Source organism: Salinibacterium hongtaonis (assembly GCF_003065485.1).
In the GTDB taxonomy this organism is placed as follows: Bacteria; Actinomycetota; Actinomycetes; order Actinomycetales; family Microbacteriaceae; genus Homoserinimonas; species Homoserinimonas hongtaonis.
Genome location: NZ_CP026951.1, coordinates 130,473 through 146,440, shown reverse-complemented (window position 1 = coordinate 146,440; position 15,968 = coordinate 130,473). Strand labels below are relative to the sequence as shown.

Here is a 15,968-nt window from a genome sequence, read left to right as displayed (position 1 = left end):
CTCCCTAGTAGATCGACTTGGCTTCGCCGACATTGACGGCGCCGATGCGCTGCGCGATCTGGGCGTACTGTGCAACGTTGTGCGTGCGGTACATCTGCGCGTCACGCATGTAGCGCTGCATGCGCTGGCCCTTCTTGGCGGCGCTGGCACCTGCAGAACGGTACAGGAGTTCAACGGCTTCGCTGGCGAGGTCTGCCGCCTGAATGAGCTCGCCGAAGTTCTTGATGTCCATCGCCCGAGTGAAGGGCTGTCCGCCACGGAAGGCCTCTTCGCTCCAGGCTGCTGCACGCTGGTTGACCGCGAGCACGATGGTCTTAGCCGAGTCGGCCATCATGATCGCGGTGCCGATGTCGCGCTGGTGCTGCGGGTCCTGCGAGCGCAGCATGCGCGGGGGAAGGATCGTCGTGCGGGAGGTGATGATCTCCTTGTATTCGTCGATCGCGGCGTAGGCGGTTCCGACCATGACGGCGGCGAGCTCCGTCATGAGGAAGGTCTGCGGTACGCCGAGGTAGAGCGAGTTCTGGTGGAGCTCTGCTCCGGGCGAGGTGGAGATCTCGGGCAGCTGCAGCCAGTCGCCCGAGACAACGTACTTCTCAGGAACGAACTGGTTCTCAACGAGAACGCTGTTGGAACCGCTCGAGCGCATACCGAGGATCGCGTCTCCACCCCAGTCGTCGACCCGGCTGTACTGAGCTTCAGGAACGATCGCGTGGACGAAGGTTGGGTTCTTCTCGTCGCCGCCTTCGAGCATCACGTGAACGGTCGCGTGGGTCGAGTAGGGGCTGCCCGATTGGTAGGGCGAGCGAGCGTTAATGATGTAGCCGCCGTCGACCTTCTTGGCGGTTCCCGACGGGGGCATCGACTGCGACGCGCGGAAGTATCCGCGGGGCGTCGTGTAGATCTCTTCCTGAACATCGGCGGGCCACCACGCAGCCGTCGAGAGGGCGTGGCCGTGGCCGAGGCTGTAGCACCAGCCGCTGCCGGGATCCCCCTGGGCGATCTCCATGACGACCTCGGCGAAGGTGCCGACGCTCATCTCGAGGCCGCCGAACGCCTTGGGGGTGAGCAGGTGGTAGAGGCCCTTGGAGAGCATCTCTTCGTGGATCTCCTGCGTGTAACCGCCGAGCCCCTCGGCCGCCTCCTGCTGGTCGCGAAGACGCTCCCGCATGTCGCGTGCTGCGGCGATGAGGTCTTGGGCACTGAGGTTCGTGCCGGGTGTATACACCTCAGTTGCAATGCTCATGGTCATGCTCCTTTACATGTCGACCGGGGCGTTTTCTGCGCTGGCCTTGGCGTGTGGAGTCGAATTAGTAATCGACTGCGTATCGAAATGCTAAACGACACTGGGGCGAATGGGAAGCCCGAGTTCAGAGGATGACTCCGCTGATTTATATGGGAACAGCGCTTGATGAGGAGAGCAGGACTTGACACACTTGATAATCAATACGGATATGTACTGTATTTGTGTGGCCCCGATTGCGAAACGCCATGGGCAGGCCACCCACCCCCGAATCAAGGAGGATTTATCGTGAGAGCAGCAGTCTGGGTTGAACTCGGCAAGCCAAACATCGAGATCCAGGAGGTCACGCCGCTTCCCCTGCGCGATCACGAGGTTGTCGTTCGCGTCGAGGCCTCGAATGTCTCGGTTTCCGACTACTTTCCCCTCACCAACGACCCCGAGACGGTCGGCCAGCCCGTTCCCCAGATCCTCGGCCACTGCGGCACCGGCGTTGTCATCGAGATCGGCCCCAAGGTCGAGCGCCTCGCGGTCGGCGACAAGGTCGTCGTCACGAGCACACCCGAGTGCGGAGAATGCCACTTCTGCATCAACAACAAGCCCGAGTTCTGTGCCGAAATGGCGTGGATGGGTCCCAACACCTACAAAGACGCCAACGGCGTAGAAATGGCAGGCAACGCCTACGTCGGAGCCTTCGCCGAGCACATGATCGTGCCCGACATCCAGGCCACTAAGGTCGTCACCGACTTGCCGTTCGATCAGCTCGCGATGGTGGCCCTGCCGATTGCGACCGGAGTTGGCGCGGCGCTTCGCATCGCCCCGATCACCCCGGGCGCCGACGTCGTCGTGCTCGGCGCGGGTTCCGTGGGCATCTCCTACATCCAGGCCGCCAAGATGGTCGGCGCTGGCAAGATCGTCGCCGTCGACCCGCTGCCGCACCGCCGCGAGCTCGCGCTCAAGTTCGGCGCCACCCACGTGGTTGACCCGACCGCGGGCGACCCCGTTGCCGCTGTTCAGGAGATCACGGGCAACAAGGGCGGAATGCTCGCCGGCGCCGGTGGAGACTTCGTCTTCGAGGCGGCAGCGGATGCTCGCGCCATCGAGCAGGCCTGGGACATGTGCCGCTCGGGTGGACACATTGTGCTGTGCAGCGTCACCGACCAGATGATGACCGCCAAGGTAACCTTCACCGCCCTCCCCTTCGCGGTGCAGGGCAAGACCATCCACGCCTGCCAGGGCGGCGGAATCAGCCAGCGCCGCGACATCCCGTGGCTGGTCGGCATGATCGAGCGCGGTCAGCTCGATGTCGCTGGAATGATCGACGCCCACTACCCGCTCGCCGATATTTCGCAGGCGATGGACGACATGATGGCGCGCTCGGTCCTCGCGCCCATCCTCATGCCGCAGAGTTAGCGCTCTCTGCAGAACACTCAGTGGGTCCGGGCTGGCTTTGCCCCCGGGCCCACTGTCACGTGCGCTAGCGACGGCGCGATCGACGCGAGGAATCGGGGCCAGAACGCCATTCATATGGAGGGGCAGATGATTCCCCATGCCTTCGGTCTGACCCGAACCTTGTCGGCCACGGGCACCTACATTGGCCGGGTACACGGCAACCGCCCGGCGCATCCGTCGCTGGGCGAGGCGAGGCGTGCTCCGTCATTGTCTTGGCCACCCTCCGGTGGCCGAGATTTGTGGTGCGCGCAGATCGTCACATTACTCAGTGCAAGGAGGCACCATGAGTTCTATTTCTGTCCGTCGACCCGCGATTGCGGCGATTGGTGCGTTTGCGGCAATCACCCTCGCCGCCTGCTCTTCGGGGTCTGGCACAACGCCGGAGAAGTCGACCGATGACTCGATCGTCACGGGCTTCTACAAAGGCCAGGAGTTCAAGATTGGTGAGCCCACCACGGGCGGCGAGCTTCGCGTCGGCGCGACGGAACCCCGCTCGACTCCGCCGCGGTCGTCGCGCACATCACGAACGTGGCCCGCGAGGGCTCGACGTCGCTTCAAGCGGCGGATGCTCGCACCATCGATCCGATGGCAGCCCCCGATGCATCGACCGTCGTATTCACCCTCACGTCGGCCAACAGCCAATTCACCCTGAGCTTCACCGACGGATCGCTCTCAATGATCCCGTCACCGACCGCTGTCGCCGCAGCTGGCGAGAACTTCGGTCTCGCCAGCTGCGGCGCGGGCCCCTTCCTGGTCGATAGCTCATCGCCGAGTACACGGACGAGACGGGTAGTGCGCCGAAGTTCGAGGTGCTCACACCCCAAAACGACGTCGTCACCCAGGCTGTTGCCCTGATGCAGCGGATGTTCAAGGATGTCGGCATCGAGATGACGTCGTCGGTGGTCACCCCCTCGACCCTCGTTGTGGCAGCCCTCACTGGTGAGTCGAAGGCCGTCGCCGTCGAGGGCGGAATCGCCCCCGAGACCCTGCGCCGCGCAGGACAGACCCTCGTGACGAACGCCGGTGTCAACTTCGGCCGCGGCGGTTACACAGAGATGGACGCGCTTCTCGCCGCAAGCCGCGACACGAAGAGCGAAGACGAGCGCGCGACGACGATCTCCGAGATTCAGCAGCTCGCTGCAGAATGGGTTCATCGTCGCGGTGATCGCGCTCACGGTGTTTCTCGGACCTGGCTTGTCGACCCTGATTCTCGGAATCGGCGCGATTCTGATGCCCATGGTTGCCCGGGTCAGGTGCTGCCCAACGTCGTGGTGTCGGTTGTCGCCTACTCGATGACCCTCGTCGCGGTCGCTATCGCGACGGAGGGCGGCCTGAGCTTTCTGGGTCTCGGCATCCCGGCACCCGAATCGAGCTGGGGGTCAATGACGGGCGAAGGTTGCGGGGCTCTGCAGACTAGCCCTCACATTGTGCTCGTTCCCGCCGCATCTCCCTCGGCGCTGGCCGTGCCCACGGTCTCGTCGGCGAGAGCGGCTCGGGCAAGTCGGTCACGTCTCGCGCCGTGCTCGGGCTTCTGCCAACGGGCCTCTGCATCGATACGACTCCCGAATATCGAGAGCTTGCCCCCGACCATTTCGTGGCCTGCCACCACCCCGACGAGGTATAGCCGACCGCGACTGTGGAGGGTTGCGCAGCAAAGGCGCCGCGCACACAAGTGGCCCCCGGTTCCGCGGAACCGGGGGCCACGCCAGCACCAGCAACCAGGTGACGGGTCCGATATTCGCCTTCCGGAGTTCCGGGAAGACGAGTATCGGACCCCTCCACAAGTAATGGCGCGGACGCGCGGTGCCTAGGAGCGGCGCAGTGCCGTCTTCGGGCCGGGCCGGTCTGCGTGCGGAACCGCACGGCGGTTAGTCACGTCGACCGTGAGTTCGCCAATACCATCGATCACAACGGTCACAACGTCGCCGTCGAATATCTCACTGACGCCGGACGGGGTTCCCGTCGCGATCACGTCACCGGGCTCAAGGGTCGTCACCGAGCTCGCATACGCGATGAGCTCGGGGATTCCGTAGATGAGCTTCGACGTGTTGCTCGACTGACGCTCCTCGCCGTTCACCGTCAGGCGAAGGTCGAGGTTCGCGGCATGGGCAACTTCATCGGCCGTCACGACGACCGGGCCGAGCGGCGTGAACGTGTCGAACGACTTGCGGGTCGAACGGTCCTCGCTCGAGCGGATCGTGATGTCGAGCACGCACGTGTACCCGTAGACGCGGTCCCACGCGTCGTCGAGCGAGATGTCACGGCCCCCCTTGCCGATCACAACGGCGAGTTCGCCCTCGTGGTGGGTGGGAACATCCGTGTAGGGAATCTCCACCGTGCCGTTCGGGCCGATCACCGATGTGGCGGCCTTGAGAAAGAACCCCCACTCGAGAATCGTGGCGGAGTTGGGCATCTCGTCGATGTGGTCGTAGTAGTTAGCCGGGGCGCCGATGATCTTGCCGGGGCGCGGCAGCGGCGCCTCCCACTGCACGTCGTCGACGGAGACGGTGTCGCCAGAGACAGCGGATGCCGTCAGCAGCTCGCTCGGAATCGACGTGATTCCCGCGCGAATCGCGGCGTCGAGGCGCCCGGCGGGGCCGGGCTCACCGACGAGCGACGATACGTCGTAGACCTGACCTTCGTGGACGGCGCCGAGACGGCCACCGTTAAAGAGTCCGAGCCTCATGAAAGAACCCTCTCCGATTCGAGCGGCTCATAAGAGTCGCGGTGGGGCGGGATCACGGGCAGCGGCACGTCGTCGCGGGTCGTGTAGATCCAGTCGATGAAGCGGCGGTCTTCTGGCTCGATCGTGCCGAGGAGGGCGTCGCGCTGGTCGGCCTCTGCCCCGCCGACGTGGCTGAGCTCGCCCCAGAAGCGCGATCCGCGCTGCACAGCACTCGTGCGGTCGAAGCGGCGCTTCTCAAACTCCACGAAGGCTCCGGCAACGTCGTCACCAAACTCGGTCAGCACGCGGGCGAGCTCCACGGCGTCTTCCATTGCCTGGCCAGCCCCCTGGGCGAGGTACTGGTGGGTCGGGTGAGCAGCATCACCCATGAGCACGATGCGGCCCTTGGTCCATCCAGCCTCCGGAGCGCGGTCGAACTGCACCCAGCGGTTGGTCGTATCGATCTGCTCAAGCAGGCGGGCGACCTGCGGGTTCACGTCGGCGAAGGCCTCGCGAAGCTCCTCGACTGTTCCCCAGCCGTCGCCGCCCACAACATCCCGCTCGCTCTTGAACGAGACAACGACGTTGACCTCACTGCCGCCGCGAATCGGGTAGTGCATGACGTGGTGGTTGGCCCCGGCCTGCAGGGTGACAGCGTTCTCGATGTCGTCGGTGCGCGGGATGGTGCCACGGTAGATCACGTACTTCGAGGCCACAGGGGTGGCGTCGCCGATGACGTGCTTTCGAACACGCGAGCGGATGCCGTCTGCGCCAATGAGAGCCTTGGTCGTATAGCCCGTTCCGTCGGAGGCAGAGACGGTGACGGTGTCGCCGTTCTCGGTGATATCGACGATCTCTTTGCCGGGAACGATCGTGACGCGCCCTGTCGCCTCGGCGGCCTTCATGAGTCCGTTGAGCAGGTCGCCACGGTGCATAACCGCGTAGGGCATTTCATAGGCCTCGCGGAAGCCAGCTCCGAAGTCGAACGACACAACCTCGTCGCCTGTGCGGATATCGCGCATCACGGCCCGGTCGGGCAGCACAGCCGCCTGGGTCAGATAGTCATTAACGCCTAGATCGCGCAGGATGCGCATGGCATTTGGCCCCACCTGCAGGCCGGCGCCGACCTCGGCGATGACGGGGGCGCGCTCAAGTAGTCGAACGGTGAAGCCGGCGCGGCCGAGGGCGAGCGCCGCGGAGGCACCGCCGATGCCGCAGCCGACAACGATGATCTCGTTGGTATCAGTCATGGTGTTTCCTAGTTCTTTGCGGCGGGCACAGCGTCGGCGGTCTGCTCGCGCAGCAGGCCGAAGGGCTCGTAGATGGGGCGGTCGCTCATGGAGAAGAGAACCGCGTCTTCGCCCTCGTTGGCGTGGTGCTCGTACCAGTGCCACGACGGCACGACGAAAAAGTCGTGCTTCTCCCAGTCGTAACGCTCGCCGTTGATGATGCTGTAGCCGCTGCCCTCGAGAACGCAGAAGACCTTGCTTGGGGTGTGGCGGTAGGCGCGGCTCTTAGTGCCGGCCTCCTGCACTGAGAGGAAGCAGGTGATGGTGGGGATGACCGGCCCGCCGGTCATCGGGTTGACGTATTCCATCGACGATCCGGTCGAGGGGCGACCCTCGGATTCGTGGAAGCGCAGAAGCGATTCCTTGGAGGTCTTGTAGGGGTATTTGTTGAGCGGGGAGTGGATCTTGGTCCACGTGCGCTCGGCGGGAATCATGCCGGCCCCGTATCGGGCAACGCTCACATCCTCAGCCTCGGTGAGCTCCTGCAGGGCCTCATTCGGGTATTCCTCGGCGAACTGGGCGTGCTGACCGCGAACGAACGGTACATCGAGCCCGTCAAGCCAGATCATGGGGGTGTCACCCTCGTGGCGGTGGTCGTGCCACGTCATCGGCGGGGTGAGCACGAGGTCGCCGGGCTCCATCAGCACGGGTTCGCCATCGACCGTCGTGTGGCCCGATCCTTCGAGGAGCAGGCGGATGGCGCTGGGGGTGTGGCGGTGAGCGGGAGCGGTCTCCCCCGGCAGAACCAGCTGGTACCCGGCGACGAGGTTGTGGCTCGTGCCGAAGACGCGCTTGGGGTTCGAGGCGTTAAGGGCGCGGCGGTCGGCATCTTCGCCGAGGTCCACGACGTCGACGGCCTCGTGAAGGAGCGGAAAGATCTCCTTGGCCTTCCACACGTGAGGAACCTCGTCCAGCGTCGGCTCCTCCGCGAGCGTGCCGGGGATGGTCCAGAGAGCGGCGACGTTGGCAGCCTTGAGGCGCTCGAAGTAGTCGGCGTTGTCGTTCTTGTCAGTCATGAGAGGGCTCCATTGCTCGTGGGAGAGGTTCGTGCCAAATCGGGCGCCGCCTAGTTAGTCCGTGCGCGGCCTTTCTCGAAGAGTATCGGGAGCAAACTAGTCTGTCAACGGATAATCCGTTAACGGACTTAATTCAGGAGGACTCATATCAACGCTCTCTGATCGGTATGAATACGACCCCGGATGCTCTTCCGCCACTTAGTCCGTCAACGGAATAATCGGCAGATGACCACTTCACGGGCCGTCGGCACCGCAGCCGAGCGCCTCCCTCTTCTTCTGCTCATCACCCTCGGTACCCTCACCGCGATCAGCACTCTCGGCACCGACATCTACCTCGCCGCCATGCCGAAGATGTCGGACGACTACATGACGACCCCCGCATGGGTCCAGGCCACCCTCACCGCATACGTCCTCGGTATGGCGGTAGGCCAGCTGGTTCTCGGCACCCTCTCCGACACAATGGGGCGCCGACGGCTCCTCATCATCGGCACGGCAGTGTCTCTGCTTGCGAGCGCTCTTTCGGCAATCGCTCCCACCATCGAGCTCATGCTTCTATTCCGTCTACTCGCGGGCATCGGAGCATCGGCCGGCGTAGTCATCGGGCGGGCGGTTGTCTCCGACCTCACGGCCGGCGCAGAGACGACCCGCGTGTTCAGCATTCTCGGGCTCGTCGGCGGCGTCGGGCCCATCATTGGCCCCGTCATCGGTGCCGTCATGCTGGAGTGGAGCGCCTGGCCCGTCATCTTCTGGACCGTCACCGCGCTGTGCGCCGTCGCCCTCGCTGCTGTCTTTTTCTTTGTGCCAGAGAGCCTCGCCCTCGACCGCCGGGCGAGTGCCGCACCCCGGGATGTTCTGCGGAGCTTTGGGAGCGTAGTGCGCACCAGAAGCTTTGTGCTCGGAAGCCTGATGGTGTGCCTCGGCGTCGGGGCAACGTTTGCTTACATCTCGTCGTCGCCATTCATCGTGCAGTCGCTGCTCGGATTCAGCCCCACGGGTTACACCATCGTCTTCGCCGCTAACGGTGTTGGGATGACCGTCGCTGGCGTCGTCGCCACCAGGCTCGCGCACCGTACGAGCGCCGCACGCCTTTGCCTCGTGGGCCTCAGCATTGTCACGGCGGGTGGCCTCGCCCTGCTCGTGATCACGACAACGGGGGCGGCCTCCCCGCTCACGGTGCTGCCCACACTCGCCCTTGTGCCCATCGGAATGGGCCTCGTCTTCGGCCCGGGAACCGCGCTCGTCATCACAGATGTACGCCACGCAGCAGGCACCGCACTGGCCCTACTCGGCAGCACCCAGTACCTCTTCGGTGGCATCACGGCACCACTCGCCGGCATTGCCGGCGAGCTCAGCATCCTCCCGCTCGCCATCATCGTCTCAGCGTGCGGCACGGGCGCGATCATCGCACTGCTGTCGATCCGTAGCGCGGAACCGGCACTGCGTCCCTAGAGCCGCAACGCCCATGTCGGACGCCGTGCGCTTAGAAAACCAGCGCGGCAGAAAGCCCGAGCCCGTACACCAGCAGCGTTACGCTCGCGAGCTTGAGGGCGAGCAAGAACTCCCCAGGTGTCTTGCCCGTTGCCACGATGATGCACGCGGGAATCGCGATCAATAGCGCAAAGAACACGTACACGGCCAGCGGGAAGAGCAGGGCAAAGAACACCAGGATCACGAACGGCAGCAGCATAAACAGGCAATAGAGCACGCGCGACGCGGTCATGCCGATCTTCACCGAAAGGGTGCGCTTGCCCGCGAGGCGATCCTGCTCAATGTCGCGGATGTTGTTGGCAATAAGCACAGCGCACGTGAATAGGCCGTTGGCGACACCGAGAATGACGGCCTCGATCGTGACAGTGCCGACCTGCACATACATGGTTCCGAGCACGGGGACCGGCCCAAAGAAGATAAAGGCGAAGAGCTCACCCAGACCCGCATACCCGTAGGGCCGCTTTCCTCCGACATAGAACCAGGCCGCGGCGATGCAGGCAGCTCCCACAAGCAGCAACCACCACTGCCCACTGAGAACGACGACGGCGACTCCGGCGAGCGCCGCGATGCCAAAGAAAACGAGCGCAACGGTGAGAACGGTCTTCGGCTTTGCCGCACCCGAGCCTGTGAGCCTCGACGGACCTACCCTGTGCTGGTCGGTGCCCCGGATTCCATCGGAGTAGTCGTTCGCATAGTTGGCGCCGATCTGAATGCTCACGGCCACAACGAGGCACAGAAGCGCCCGCACCCAGTGATTCTCGCCCGTGAGAAGCATCGCGGCCGCCGTGCCCATCGCCACGGGGGCGATCGACACGGGGAGGGTTCGGATGCGCGCCCCGGCGATCCAGTCGCCCGCCGTTGCCTTCTTCACCTTGGCTTTCGGGGGGACGACCTTGCTGCTGCAGGCGGCTTTCGCCACTCGTCTCGGATCGATGCGCTGCTGCTTTCCTTTGGCCACGTCAGGATTCTAGGCCGTCGGCGCACATAAACTTGATGCACAGATTCGGAGAGCGCATGGAACTTCCCCTCGTCATCGTGATTGCGGTCACTCTTATCGTTGCATTCTCGCTGGTCGCCAAGCGGCTGGGTCTCGCTGCCCCCGTGGTGCTACTCCTTGTCGGAGTGGGAATCTCCTATATTCCCGGGGTTCCCGAGATAGAGGTCCCGCCGGAGATCATCCTCATGGCGGTTTTGCCGCCGATCCTCTATGCGGCCGCGTTGCAGGTTCCCGTCATCGATTTTCGGCGCAATCTCTCGTCAATCACGAGCCTGTCGGTCGTGCTCGTTGTGGTCTCCGCTTTCTGCATCGGCACTGTGCTCTTTTTCTTGCTGCCCGATCTCAACTTCGCGGCGGCCGTGGCTCTCGGCGCCGTCGTGAGCCCTCCGGATGCTGTTGCGGCGATCGCGATTGGCAAGAAACTGGGTCTTCCGCCCCGGCTGGTCACGGTGCTCGAAGGAGAGGGTCTCGTCAACGACGCCACCGCCCTGGTGCTCTTGCGCTCGGCCGTTGCGATCGCGGCGGGCGGTGTGGCTACGGTGCTCGACGGAATTATCGACTTCGGTTTTGCCGTCGTTGTGGCCATTGCCATAGGGCTCGCGGTCGGAATCATCACCGTGTGGCTTCGTGCCCGCATCGACGACCCCCTCGTCGACACCGCCGTCGCACTGCTTGTGCCGTTCCTGGCCTTCATTCCTGCCGAAGAAGTGCACGCATCCGGCGTTCTGGCCGTCGTGGTCGCCGGTCTCTATGTGGGGCACAATGCGCCACGCTTTGTCGACGTTCAATCCCGCGTCGCAGAACGCGCTAATTGGCGAAGCGTGCAGTTCATTCTGGAGAACGGCGTCTTTCTCCTGATGGGGGTGGAGATTCGCGCTCTAATCGCCGACATCAACCCCGAGGAGGTTTCCGCCTGGCAGGCGGTGCTCATGGGATTGCTCGTCACCGGGATGCTGGTGATCATCCGCTTCGCCTGGGTGAATCCCATGGTGTACCTGCTGCAGCGCAAAGCGGAGCGTGACGAGTACCGGTTGCTGCGCATGAAGCTCGGGCTCGATCACATGCGCAAGAACCTCCCGGAGGCCGACCCCCGGATGGAGCGCCGCCGGCAGAGGGTCGAGAAGATGTATGCGCGTCAGCGCGCCGACCTCGACCACACCCGCACCGACGGTTTGGACTGGCGCGGCGGCATCGTGCTCTCCTGGTCGGGAATGCGTGGCGTCGTCACCCTCGCCGCAGCCCAGTCGCTGCCGGAGTCGACCCCTTACCGCGCCCAGCTCATCCTGATCGCCTTCACCGTGGCGGTCGTCACCCTCGTCGTGCAGGGCAGCACGCTCCCCCTCCTGATCCGCTGGGTCGGCATCGAGGGCGTCAACGTTGCCGACGACGAGAAGAAGCTGGCCAAGCTGCTCGAAGAAATCAGTCACGAGGGGCTCAAGGTGCTCGACGACCCCACCGCGATCGTCGGGCCCGACGTGGAGATCGTGCCAGGGGTAGTCAACCGGGTGCGCACCGACACTCTTCTGCGCATCGATGCCGCCAAAGAGCGCGCCTCGCGCAGCGGCGACGCAACCCCGCATCAACAGTATGCGGCCCTGCGCAACGCAGTGGTTCAGGGCGAGTTTGATGCCCTCATGAACGCCAGAAGCGCGGGGCGCTACCCCTCTCGCATCCTGCGCAATGCTCAGGCACTGCTCGAGGTCGAGGAGACCAGGCTCAGGGGCCGGCTCGACGACGACCACTAGCCCGGCATTACGCACGGCGGCAGGCTCTGCCACTATAAGAGCAAATGTCAGAAACCCCGTCGTTGCCGCCCGCACCCGCGGGCGAACGTCTACCCTGGCGCATCCGTCGCGCATCGACGCCCGGATGGATGCTGGCGCTTGGCATTTATGCCCTGTCGCGCGCTCTGAGCACAACGCTTCTTGCCGCCATGTATTCGCTCGCGGTGGCCAACGATTGGGAGTTCGCTAGCCGCCGCCCCGAGGGTGGGTTCTTTGCCTTTCTCGGCTCGTGGGATGCCTCGTTCTATCGGCAGATCGCCGAAAACGGCTACCCCAGCACCCTGCCCCGTGACGACACGGGAATGGTGGCACCCAATGAGTGGGCCTTCCTCCCCCTGTTTCCCTGGTTGGCCAACGGAGTGCGCGCGATCACGGGGCTGGAGTTCTACCCGGCAGCGGTGCTCGTGGCTACCCTGTGCGGGGCGGGGGCTGCCGTCGTGCTGTTCCTCCTCACCCGGGCAAAGGTGTCACAGCAGGCGGCCCTCTGGGCGACGGCGTTCTTCTGCTTTGGCCCGCTCGGCTTTCTTCTCCAGGTCGCCTATGCCGAGAGTCTGTTCCTGCTCCTCACCTTTGGCAGCCTGCTCGCGCTCGTCCGCCGCCACTACTGGCTCCTCACCGTGCTGGCGATGGCCGCCGCCTTTAGCCGCCCCGGCGCGCTTGCCATCGCGCTGGCGCTCGGCATCCACCTGGTGCTGCGCTGGGTTGGCGACGAGCCGTTTCCCTGGCGCGACCGCATCTCAATCGTTCTCGGCGGCATCCTCATCTCGGCGGCTGGTCTGTCATGGCCCTTCATCGCCAGTGCCGCCACCGGCAGCGAGAATGCCTACCTTGAAACGGAGCTCGCCTGGTGGGTGCCGCTCGTGGGTCGCCAGGAGTTTGTTCCGCTTGCCCCGTGGTTTCTGCTCGCCGCCCGGTGGGCCGGTGCCGCCGGCATCGTTGCGGTTGTTGCGGTCGTGGCCCTCTCCGTGGTATTCCTCACCCGAAAGTCGACTCTCGCGCTGGGCAGCGAGATCGTCTCCTATGCGGCAAGTTATGGCCTCTATCTGTTTGCTGTGTTCCTTCCCCAGCAGAGCACCCTCCGGCTGCTCATGCCGCTCGCCCCTCTCCTCGCAAGCGACCTGTTCACTTCGACCCCGCGCCGACGCTGGGCGGTATTGTCGATCGGAGCGGCGCTGCAACCGGTGGCGATCGTCTTGCTCTGGTTCCTCAGCTTTCCCTAGCCACGACAGACCCATAGAAGCGAAATGATCTCCTTTGGCACCTTCTGATTCGGCAACGCCCGGGCCGCGCACCATCGTGATCGTTCCCACCTATTGCGAGATCGACAGCCTCGAACACGTTGTTCTCGGCGTGCGCGAGGCTGTCCCCTCCGCCCATGTGCTGGTGGTCGACGACAACAGCCCCGATGGCACCGGCCAGCTCGCCGACGACCTCGCCGCGCGAGACGCCAAGGTGGCAGCCCTGCACCGCAGCGCCAAGGATGGTCTCGGCCGCGCCTACCTGGCCGGCTTCTCCTGGGCCATTGAGCACGGATTCGACCGCATCGTCGAAATGGATGCCGACGGCTCGCATCGCCCCGCCGACCTCCCCGCCCTGCTCGCCGCCCTCGACGACGGAGCGGATGCCGCGATCGGCACTCGCTGGATGCCCGGCGGCGCCGTCACCAATTGGCCGTGGCACCGCAGACTGATCTCGCGTGCCGGCACGGCGTATGCCCGGCTCATGCTGCGATCACGCCTGCGCGACCTCACCTCGGGATTTCGCGCCTTTGAGCGTTCAGCCCTCGAGGCCATCGACCTTCAGCATGTGCAGGGTGCGGGCTACGTCTTTCAAATTGAAGTGGCGTCTGACCTGGAGCGGCTAGGGCTGCGCGTCGACGAGGTTCCCATCACCTTCATTGAGCGGGAATCCGGCCGCTCCAAAATGTCGACCGGAATCGTGTTCGAGGCCATCGGCTGGGTCACTAAGACCGGGCTGACCCCTCGGCGATAGCCCGAATCGCGCGACGGTCTGGCTTTCGCGACGCCAACAGGGGCAGCTCGTCGATCACAATGACTCGGTGCGGGCGCGCCTCGGGCCGCTCCTCTGCGGCCACTGCGGCGCGAACGGCGGCCAACCCAATCGGCACGGTCGTCACCACGACGGGAACCTCGCCCCACTGATCGTGTTCCACCGAGACGACCACGGCCTCCGTCTGCCCTGAGATTGACCGCACGATTCGTTCGACCGCCCCAAGCGATACCTTGAGCCCGCCGGTCACGATCACGTCATCGAGCCGACCCGTGACACGCAGCACGCCGTCGACGATCTCCCCCGTATCGCCCGTTCGGTAGAAGCGAGTGCCGTCGCGCAGTTCGAACGCGGACTCCGTGCGCTCCGGGTCGCCCAGATAACCCTCGGCCAGGACCGGCCCACTCAGCTGAACTTCGCCGTCAACGATCTCAATGCCCACGCCGGCCAGCGCGATTCCGTCGTAGACGCATCCCCCGGCCGTCTCGCTCGACCCGTACGTGCGCGTCACGTTGAGCCCCGCCTCGATGGCCCGCGCCAGCAGCGGCTGGGGGGTCGCCTGCCCGCCCACCAGAATGCGGTCGAAGCGGCGCAGCACCTCAAGGGTCTGATCGGCGGCCAGCAACCGGGCAAGCTGGGTGGGCACGAGGGAGGTGAACCGCAGAGCTGCGTCCATCCGCTGAGCTGCCAGGGCAAACTCCACAGGGTCGAACCGCGGGGCGTCATAGATCACCGGGTCGGTGCCCGCCGTGATCGACCGGGTAAGCACATTGATGCCCGCGATGTAGTGGGCGGGCAGCGCAAGCAGCCACTGGCCTGGGCCGCCGAGGGCGGATTCGGATGCCGCGGCGCCCGCCAGCAGCGCATCAGAGCTCAGCGCCACCGCCTTGGAGTGCCCCGTCGATCCACTCGTCTGCACAACGAGCGCAACCCTCTTGTCGACCCGGTCAGGCAGGGTCTGCGCAACGGGTTTCTGCCCGACCGCGCCCGCAGTCGGCACGATCGCGTCGCCCCCCGCCAGGGCCTCCCGCAGCGCGACATGGACGGTGGCGGCATGCGCCCCGTCGACCGCCCGCAGCCGCCGAATCATCGGATTAGAACTGCCAGGGGTAGGGCGACCAGTCCGGCTCGCGCTTCTCCAAGAATGAGTCGCGGCCCTCGACGGCCTCGTCGGTGCCGTACGCCAGGCGCGTGGCCTCCCCCGCGAATACCTGCTGCCCGACAAGCCCGTCGTCGACGGCGTTGAAGGCGAACTTGAGCATGCGGATGGCAGTGGGTGACTTGGTCAGAATCTCCTGAGCCCAGTCATACGCTTCGGCCTCAAGCCGTTCGTGCGGCACAACCGCGTTGACGGCGCCCATCTCATAGGCGCGTTGAGCGCTGTATTCGCGGGCCAAGAAGAACACCTCGCGGGCATTCTTCTGCCCGATCTGGCGGGCAAAGTAGGCGCTTCCGTAGCCGGCATCGAACGAGCCGACATCGGCATCCGTCTGCTTGAACTTGCCGTGCTCCGCCGAGGCGATGCTCAGGTCACACACCACGTGTAGCGAGTGCCCGCCGCCGGCAGCCCAGCCGGGAATGACCGCGATAACAACCTTGGGCATGAACCGGATGAGGCGCTGAACCTCAAGAATGTGCAGACGTCCGTTGCGCGCTGCGTCGATGCCGGTGGCGTTCTCGCCGTCGGCATACTTGTAGCCGTCGCGACCGCGAATGCGCTGGTCGCCTCCGGAGCAGAATGCCCAGCCACCGTCTTTGAGGCTCGGTCCGTTGCCCGTGAGCAGCACGACCCCAATGCGCGGATTCATGCGGGCATCGTCGAGTGCCCGATACAGTTCGTCGACCGTGTGCGGGCGAAACGCGTTGCGCACCTCGGGCCGGTCGATCGCGATGCGGGCAACCCTGCCAGCGGTGTCATGGTGGTAGGTCACATCGGTGAGGCCGTCGAAGCCGGGGGCTGTTACCCACACGGACGCGTCGAAGAGTTCGGAGACTGGCATGCCTCCAGCCTACGGGCGCTTGCTGCCCGG

Annotated in this window: 14 protein-coding genes; 7 read left to right on the top strand and 7 right to left on the bottom strand. The window is 64.9% G+C overall.

Annotated features, from left to right (window positions below):
- Positions 1-4: 4 nt before the first annotated feature.
- Positions 5-1,243 (bottom strand): acyl-CoA dehydrogenase family protein, encoded by a 1,239-nt coding sequence (locus C2138_RS00760; protein ID WP_159078096.1) that lies wholly within the window; start codon positions 1,241-1,243, stop codon positions 5-7.
- 285 nt (positions 1,244-1,528) lie between these two features.
- Between C2138_RS00760 and C2138_RS00755 the strand changes: the two genes are divergently transcribed.
- The 3 genes from C2138_RS00755 to C2138_RS13870 all read left to right on the top strand — a co-directional run bounded on the left by C2138_RS00755 (position 1,529) and on the right by C2138_RS13870 (position 4,500).
- Entirely contained in the window at positions 1,529-2,650 is a 1,122-nt protein-coding gene (locus tag C2138_RS00755) for a zinc-binding dehydrogenase (RefSeq protein ID WP_158268819.1), read from the top strand.
- Between the two features lie 322 nt (positions 2,651-2,972).
- Positions 2,973-3,341, top strand: a complete 369-nt coding sequence (locus C2138_RS13555) for a hypothetical protein (RefSeq protein ID WP_159078095.1) — start codon at positions 2,973-2,975, stop codon at positions 3,339-3,341.
- A gap of 157 nt (positions 3,342-3,498) precedes the next feature.
- Positions 3,499-4,500 carry a hypothetical protein gene (locus C2138_RS13870; RefSeq protein WP_159078094.1) on the top strand — a complete coding sequence of 334 codons (1,002 nt, stop codon included), beginning with the start codon at positions 3,499-3,501 and terminating at the stop codon, positions 4,498-4,500.
- On the opposite strand, the gene C2138_RS00740 is transcribed toward C2138_RS13870, so the two are convergent.
- From C2138_RS00740 to C2138_RS00730, 3 genes are read right to left on the bottom strand one after another with little or no spacing between them, the layout of a single operon-like run.
- Positions 4,497-5,375, bottom strand: coding sequence for a fumarylacetoacetate hydrolase family protein (locus C2138_RS00740; protein ID WP_108514741.1), 879 nt, complete (start codon positions 5,373-5,375; stop codon positions 4,497-4,499). The two genes, C2138_RS13870 and C2138_RS00740, sit on opposite strands and share 4 nt — an antisense overlap.
- On the bottom strand, positions 5,372-6,604 hold the full coding sequence (locus C2138_RS00735; protein ID WP_108514739.1) for an FAD-dependent monooxygenase: 1,233 nt from the start codon (positions 6,602-6,604) through the stop codon (positions 5,372-5,374). The genes C2138_RS00740 and C2138_RS00735 overlap by 4 nt, the downstream gene beginning before the upstream one ends.
- A gap of 8 nt (positions 6,605-6,612) precedes the next feature.
- Positions 6,613-7,659 carry a cupin domain-containing protein gene (locus C2138_RS00730; RefSeq protein ID WP_108514737.1) on the bottom strand — a complete coding sequence of 349 codons (1,047 nt, stop codon included), beginning with the start codon at positions 7,657-7,659 and terminating at the stop codon, positions 6,613-6,615.
- A gap of 225 nt (positions 7,660-7,884) precedes the next feature.
- Between C2138_RS00730 and C2138_RS00725 the strand changes: the two genes are divergently transcribed.
- Positions 7,885-9,108, top strand: a complete 1,224-nt coding sequence (locus C2138_RS00725) for a multidrug effflux MFS transporter (RefSeq protein ID WP_159078093.1) — start codon at positions 7,885-7,887, stop codon at positions 9,106-9,108.
- Positions 9,109-9,139: 31 nt separating this feature from the next.
- Here the strand turns inward: C2138_RS00725 and C2138_RS00720 are convergent, their stop codons facing one another.
- On the bottom strand, positions 9,140-10,105 hold the full coding sequence (locus C2138_RS00720) for a 1,4-dihydroxy-2-naphthoate polyprenyltransferase (RefSeq protein WP_108514734.1): 966 nt from the start codon (positions 10,103-10,105) through the stop codon (positions 9,140-9,142).
- Positions 10,106-10,161: 56 nt separating this feature from the next.
- On the opposite strand from C2138_RS00720, the gene C2138_RS00715 reads away from it, so the two are divergent.
- From C2138_RS00715 to C2138_RS00705, 3 genes are read left to right on the top strand one after another with little or no spacing between them, the layout of a single operon-like run.
- On the top strand, positions 10,162-11,889 hold the full coding sequence (locus C2138_RS00715; protein WP_108514732.1) for a cation:proton antiporter: 1,728 nt from the start codon (positions 10,162-10,164) through the stop codon (positions 11,887-11,889).
- A 44-nt stretch (positions 11,890-11,933) separates the two neighbouring features.
- Complete coding sequence (locus C2138_RS00710) at positions 11,934-13,148, top strand: glycosyltransferase family protein (RefSeq protein WP_241961135.1); 1,215 nt, start codon at positions 11,934-11,936, stop codon at positions 13,146-13,148.
- Between the two features lie 34 nt (positions 13,149-13,182).
- Positions 13,183-13,920: a polyprenol monophosphomannose synthase gene (locus tag C2138_RS00705; protein ID WP_108514728.1), complete on the top strand. Its 738-nt coding sequence runs from the start codon at positions 13,183-13,185 to the stop codon at positions 13,918-13,920.
- Here the strand turns inward: C2138_RS00705 and C2138_RS00700 are convergent.
- Positions 13,892-15,028 carry an AMP-binding protein gene (locus C2138_RS00700; RefSeq protein ID WP_108514727.1) on the bottom strand — a complete coding sequence of 379 codons (1,137 nt, stop codon included), beginning with the start codon at positions 15,026-15,028 and terminating at the stop codon, positions 13,892-13,894. The two genes, C2138_RS00705 and C2138_RS00700, sit on opposite strands and share 29 nt — an antisense overlap.
- 4 nt (positions 15,029-15,032) lie before the next feature.
- Entirely contained in the window at positions 15,033-15,938 is a 906-nt protein-coding gene (locus tag C2138_RS00695; RefSeq protein ID WP_108514725.1) for a 1,4-dihydroxy-2-naphthoyl-CoA synthase, read from the bottom strand.
- Between the last annotated feature and the right edge of the window lie 30 nt (positions 15,939-15,968).

Excerpts from the sequence above, each read along its gene's own strand:
- C2138_RS00710 (WP_241961135.1), top strand. The coding sequence starts at position 11,934 with ATGTCAGAAACCCCGTCGTTGCCGCCCGCACCCGCGGGCGAACGTCTA.
- C2138_RS00730 (WP_108514737.1), bottom strand. The coding sequence starts at position 7,659 with ATGACTGACAAGAACGACAACGCCGACTACTTCGAGCGCCTCAAGGCT.
- C2138_RS00735 (WP_108514739.1), bottom strand. The coding sequence starts at position 6,604 with ATGACTGATACCAACGAGATCATCGTTGTCGGCTGCGGCATCGGCGGT.
- C2138_RS13555 (WP_159078095.1), top strand. The coding sequence starts at position 2,973 with ATGAGTTCTATTTCTGTCCGTCGACCCGCGATTGCGGCGATTGGTGCG.
- C2138_RS00695 (WP_108514725.1), bottom strand. The coding sequence starts at position 15,938 with ATGCCAGTCTCCGAACTCTTCGACGCGTCCGTGTGGGTAACAGCCCCC.
- C2138_RS00715 (WP_108514732.1), top strand. The coding sequence starts at position 10,162 with ATGGAACTTCCCCTCGTCATCGTGATTGCGGTCACTCTTATCGTTGCA.
- C2138_RS00760 (WP_159078096.1), bottom strand. The coding sequence starts at position 1,243 with ATGAGCATTGCAACTGAGGTGTATACACCCGGCACGAACCTCAGTGCC.
- C2138_RS00740 (WP_108514741.1), bottom strand. The coding sequence starts at position 5,375 with ATGAGGCTCGGACTCTTTAACGGTGGCCGTCTCGGCGCCGTCCACGAA.
- C2138_RS00725 (WP_159078093.1), top strand. The coding sequence starts at position 7,885 with ATGACCACTTCACGGGCCGTCGGCACCGCAGCCGAGCGCCTCCCTCTT.
- C2138_RS00700 (WP_108514727.1), bottom strand. The coding sequence starts at position 15,028 with ATGATTCGGCGGCTGCGGGCGGTCGACGGGGCGCATGCCGCCACCGTC.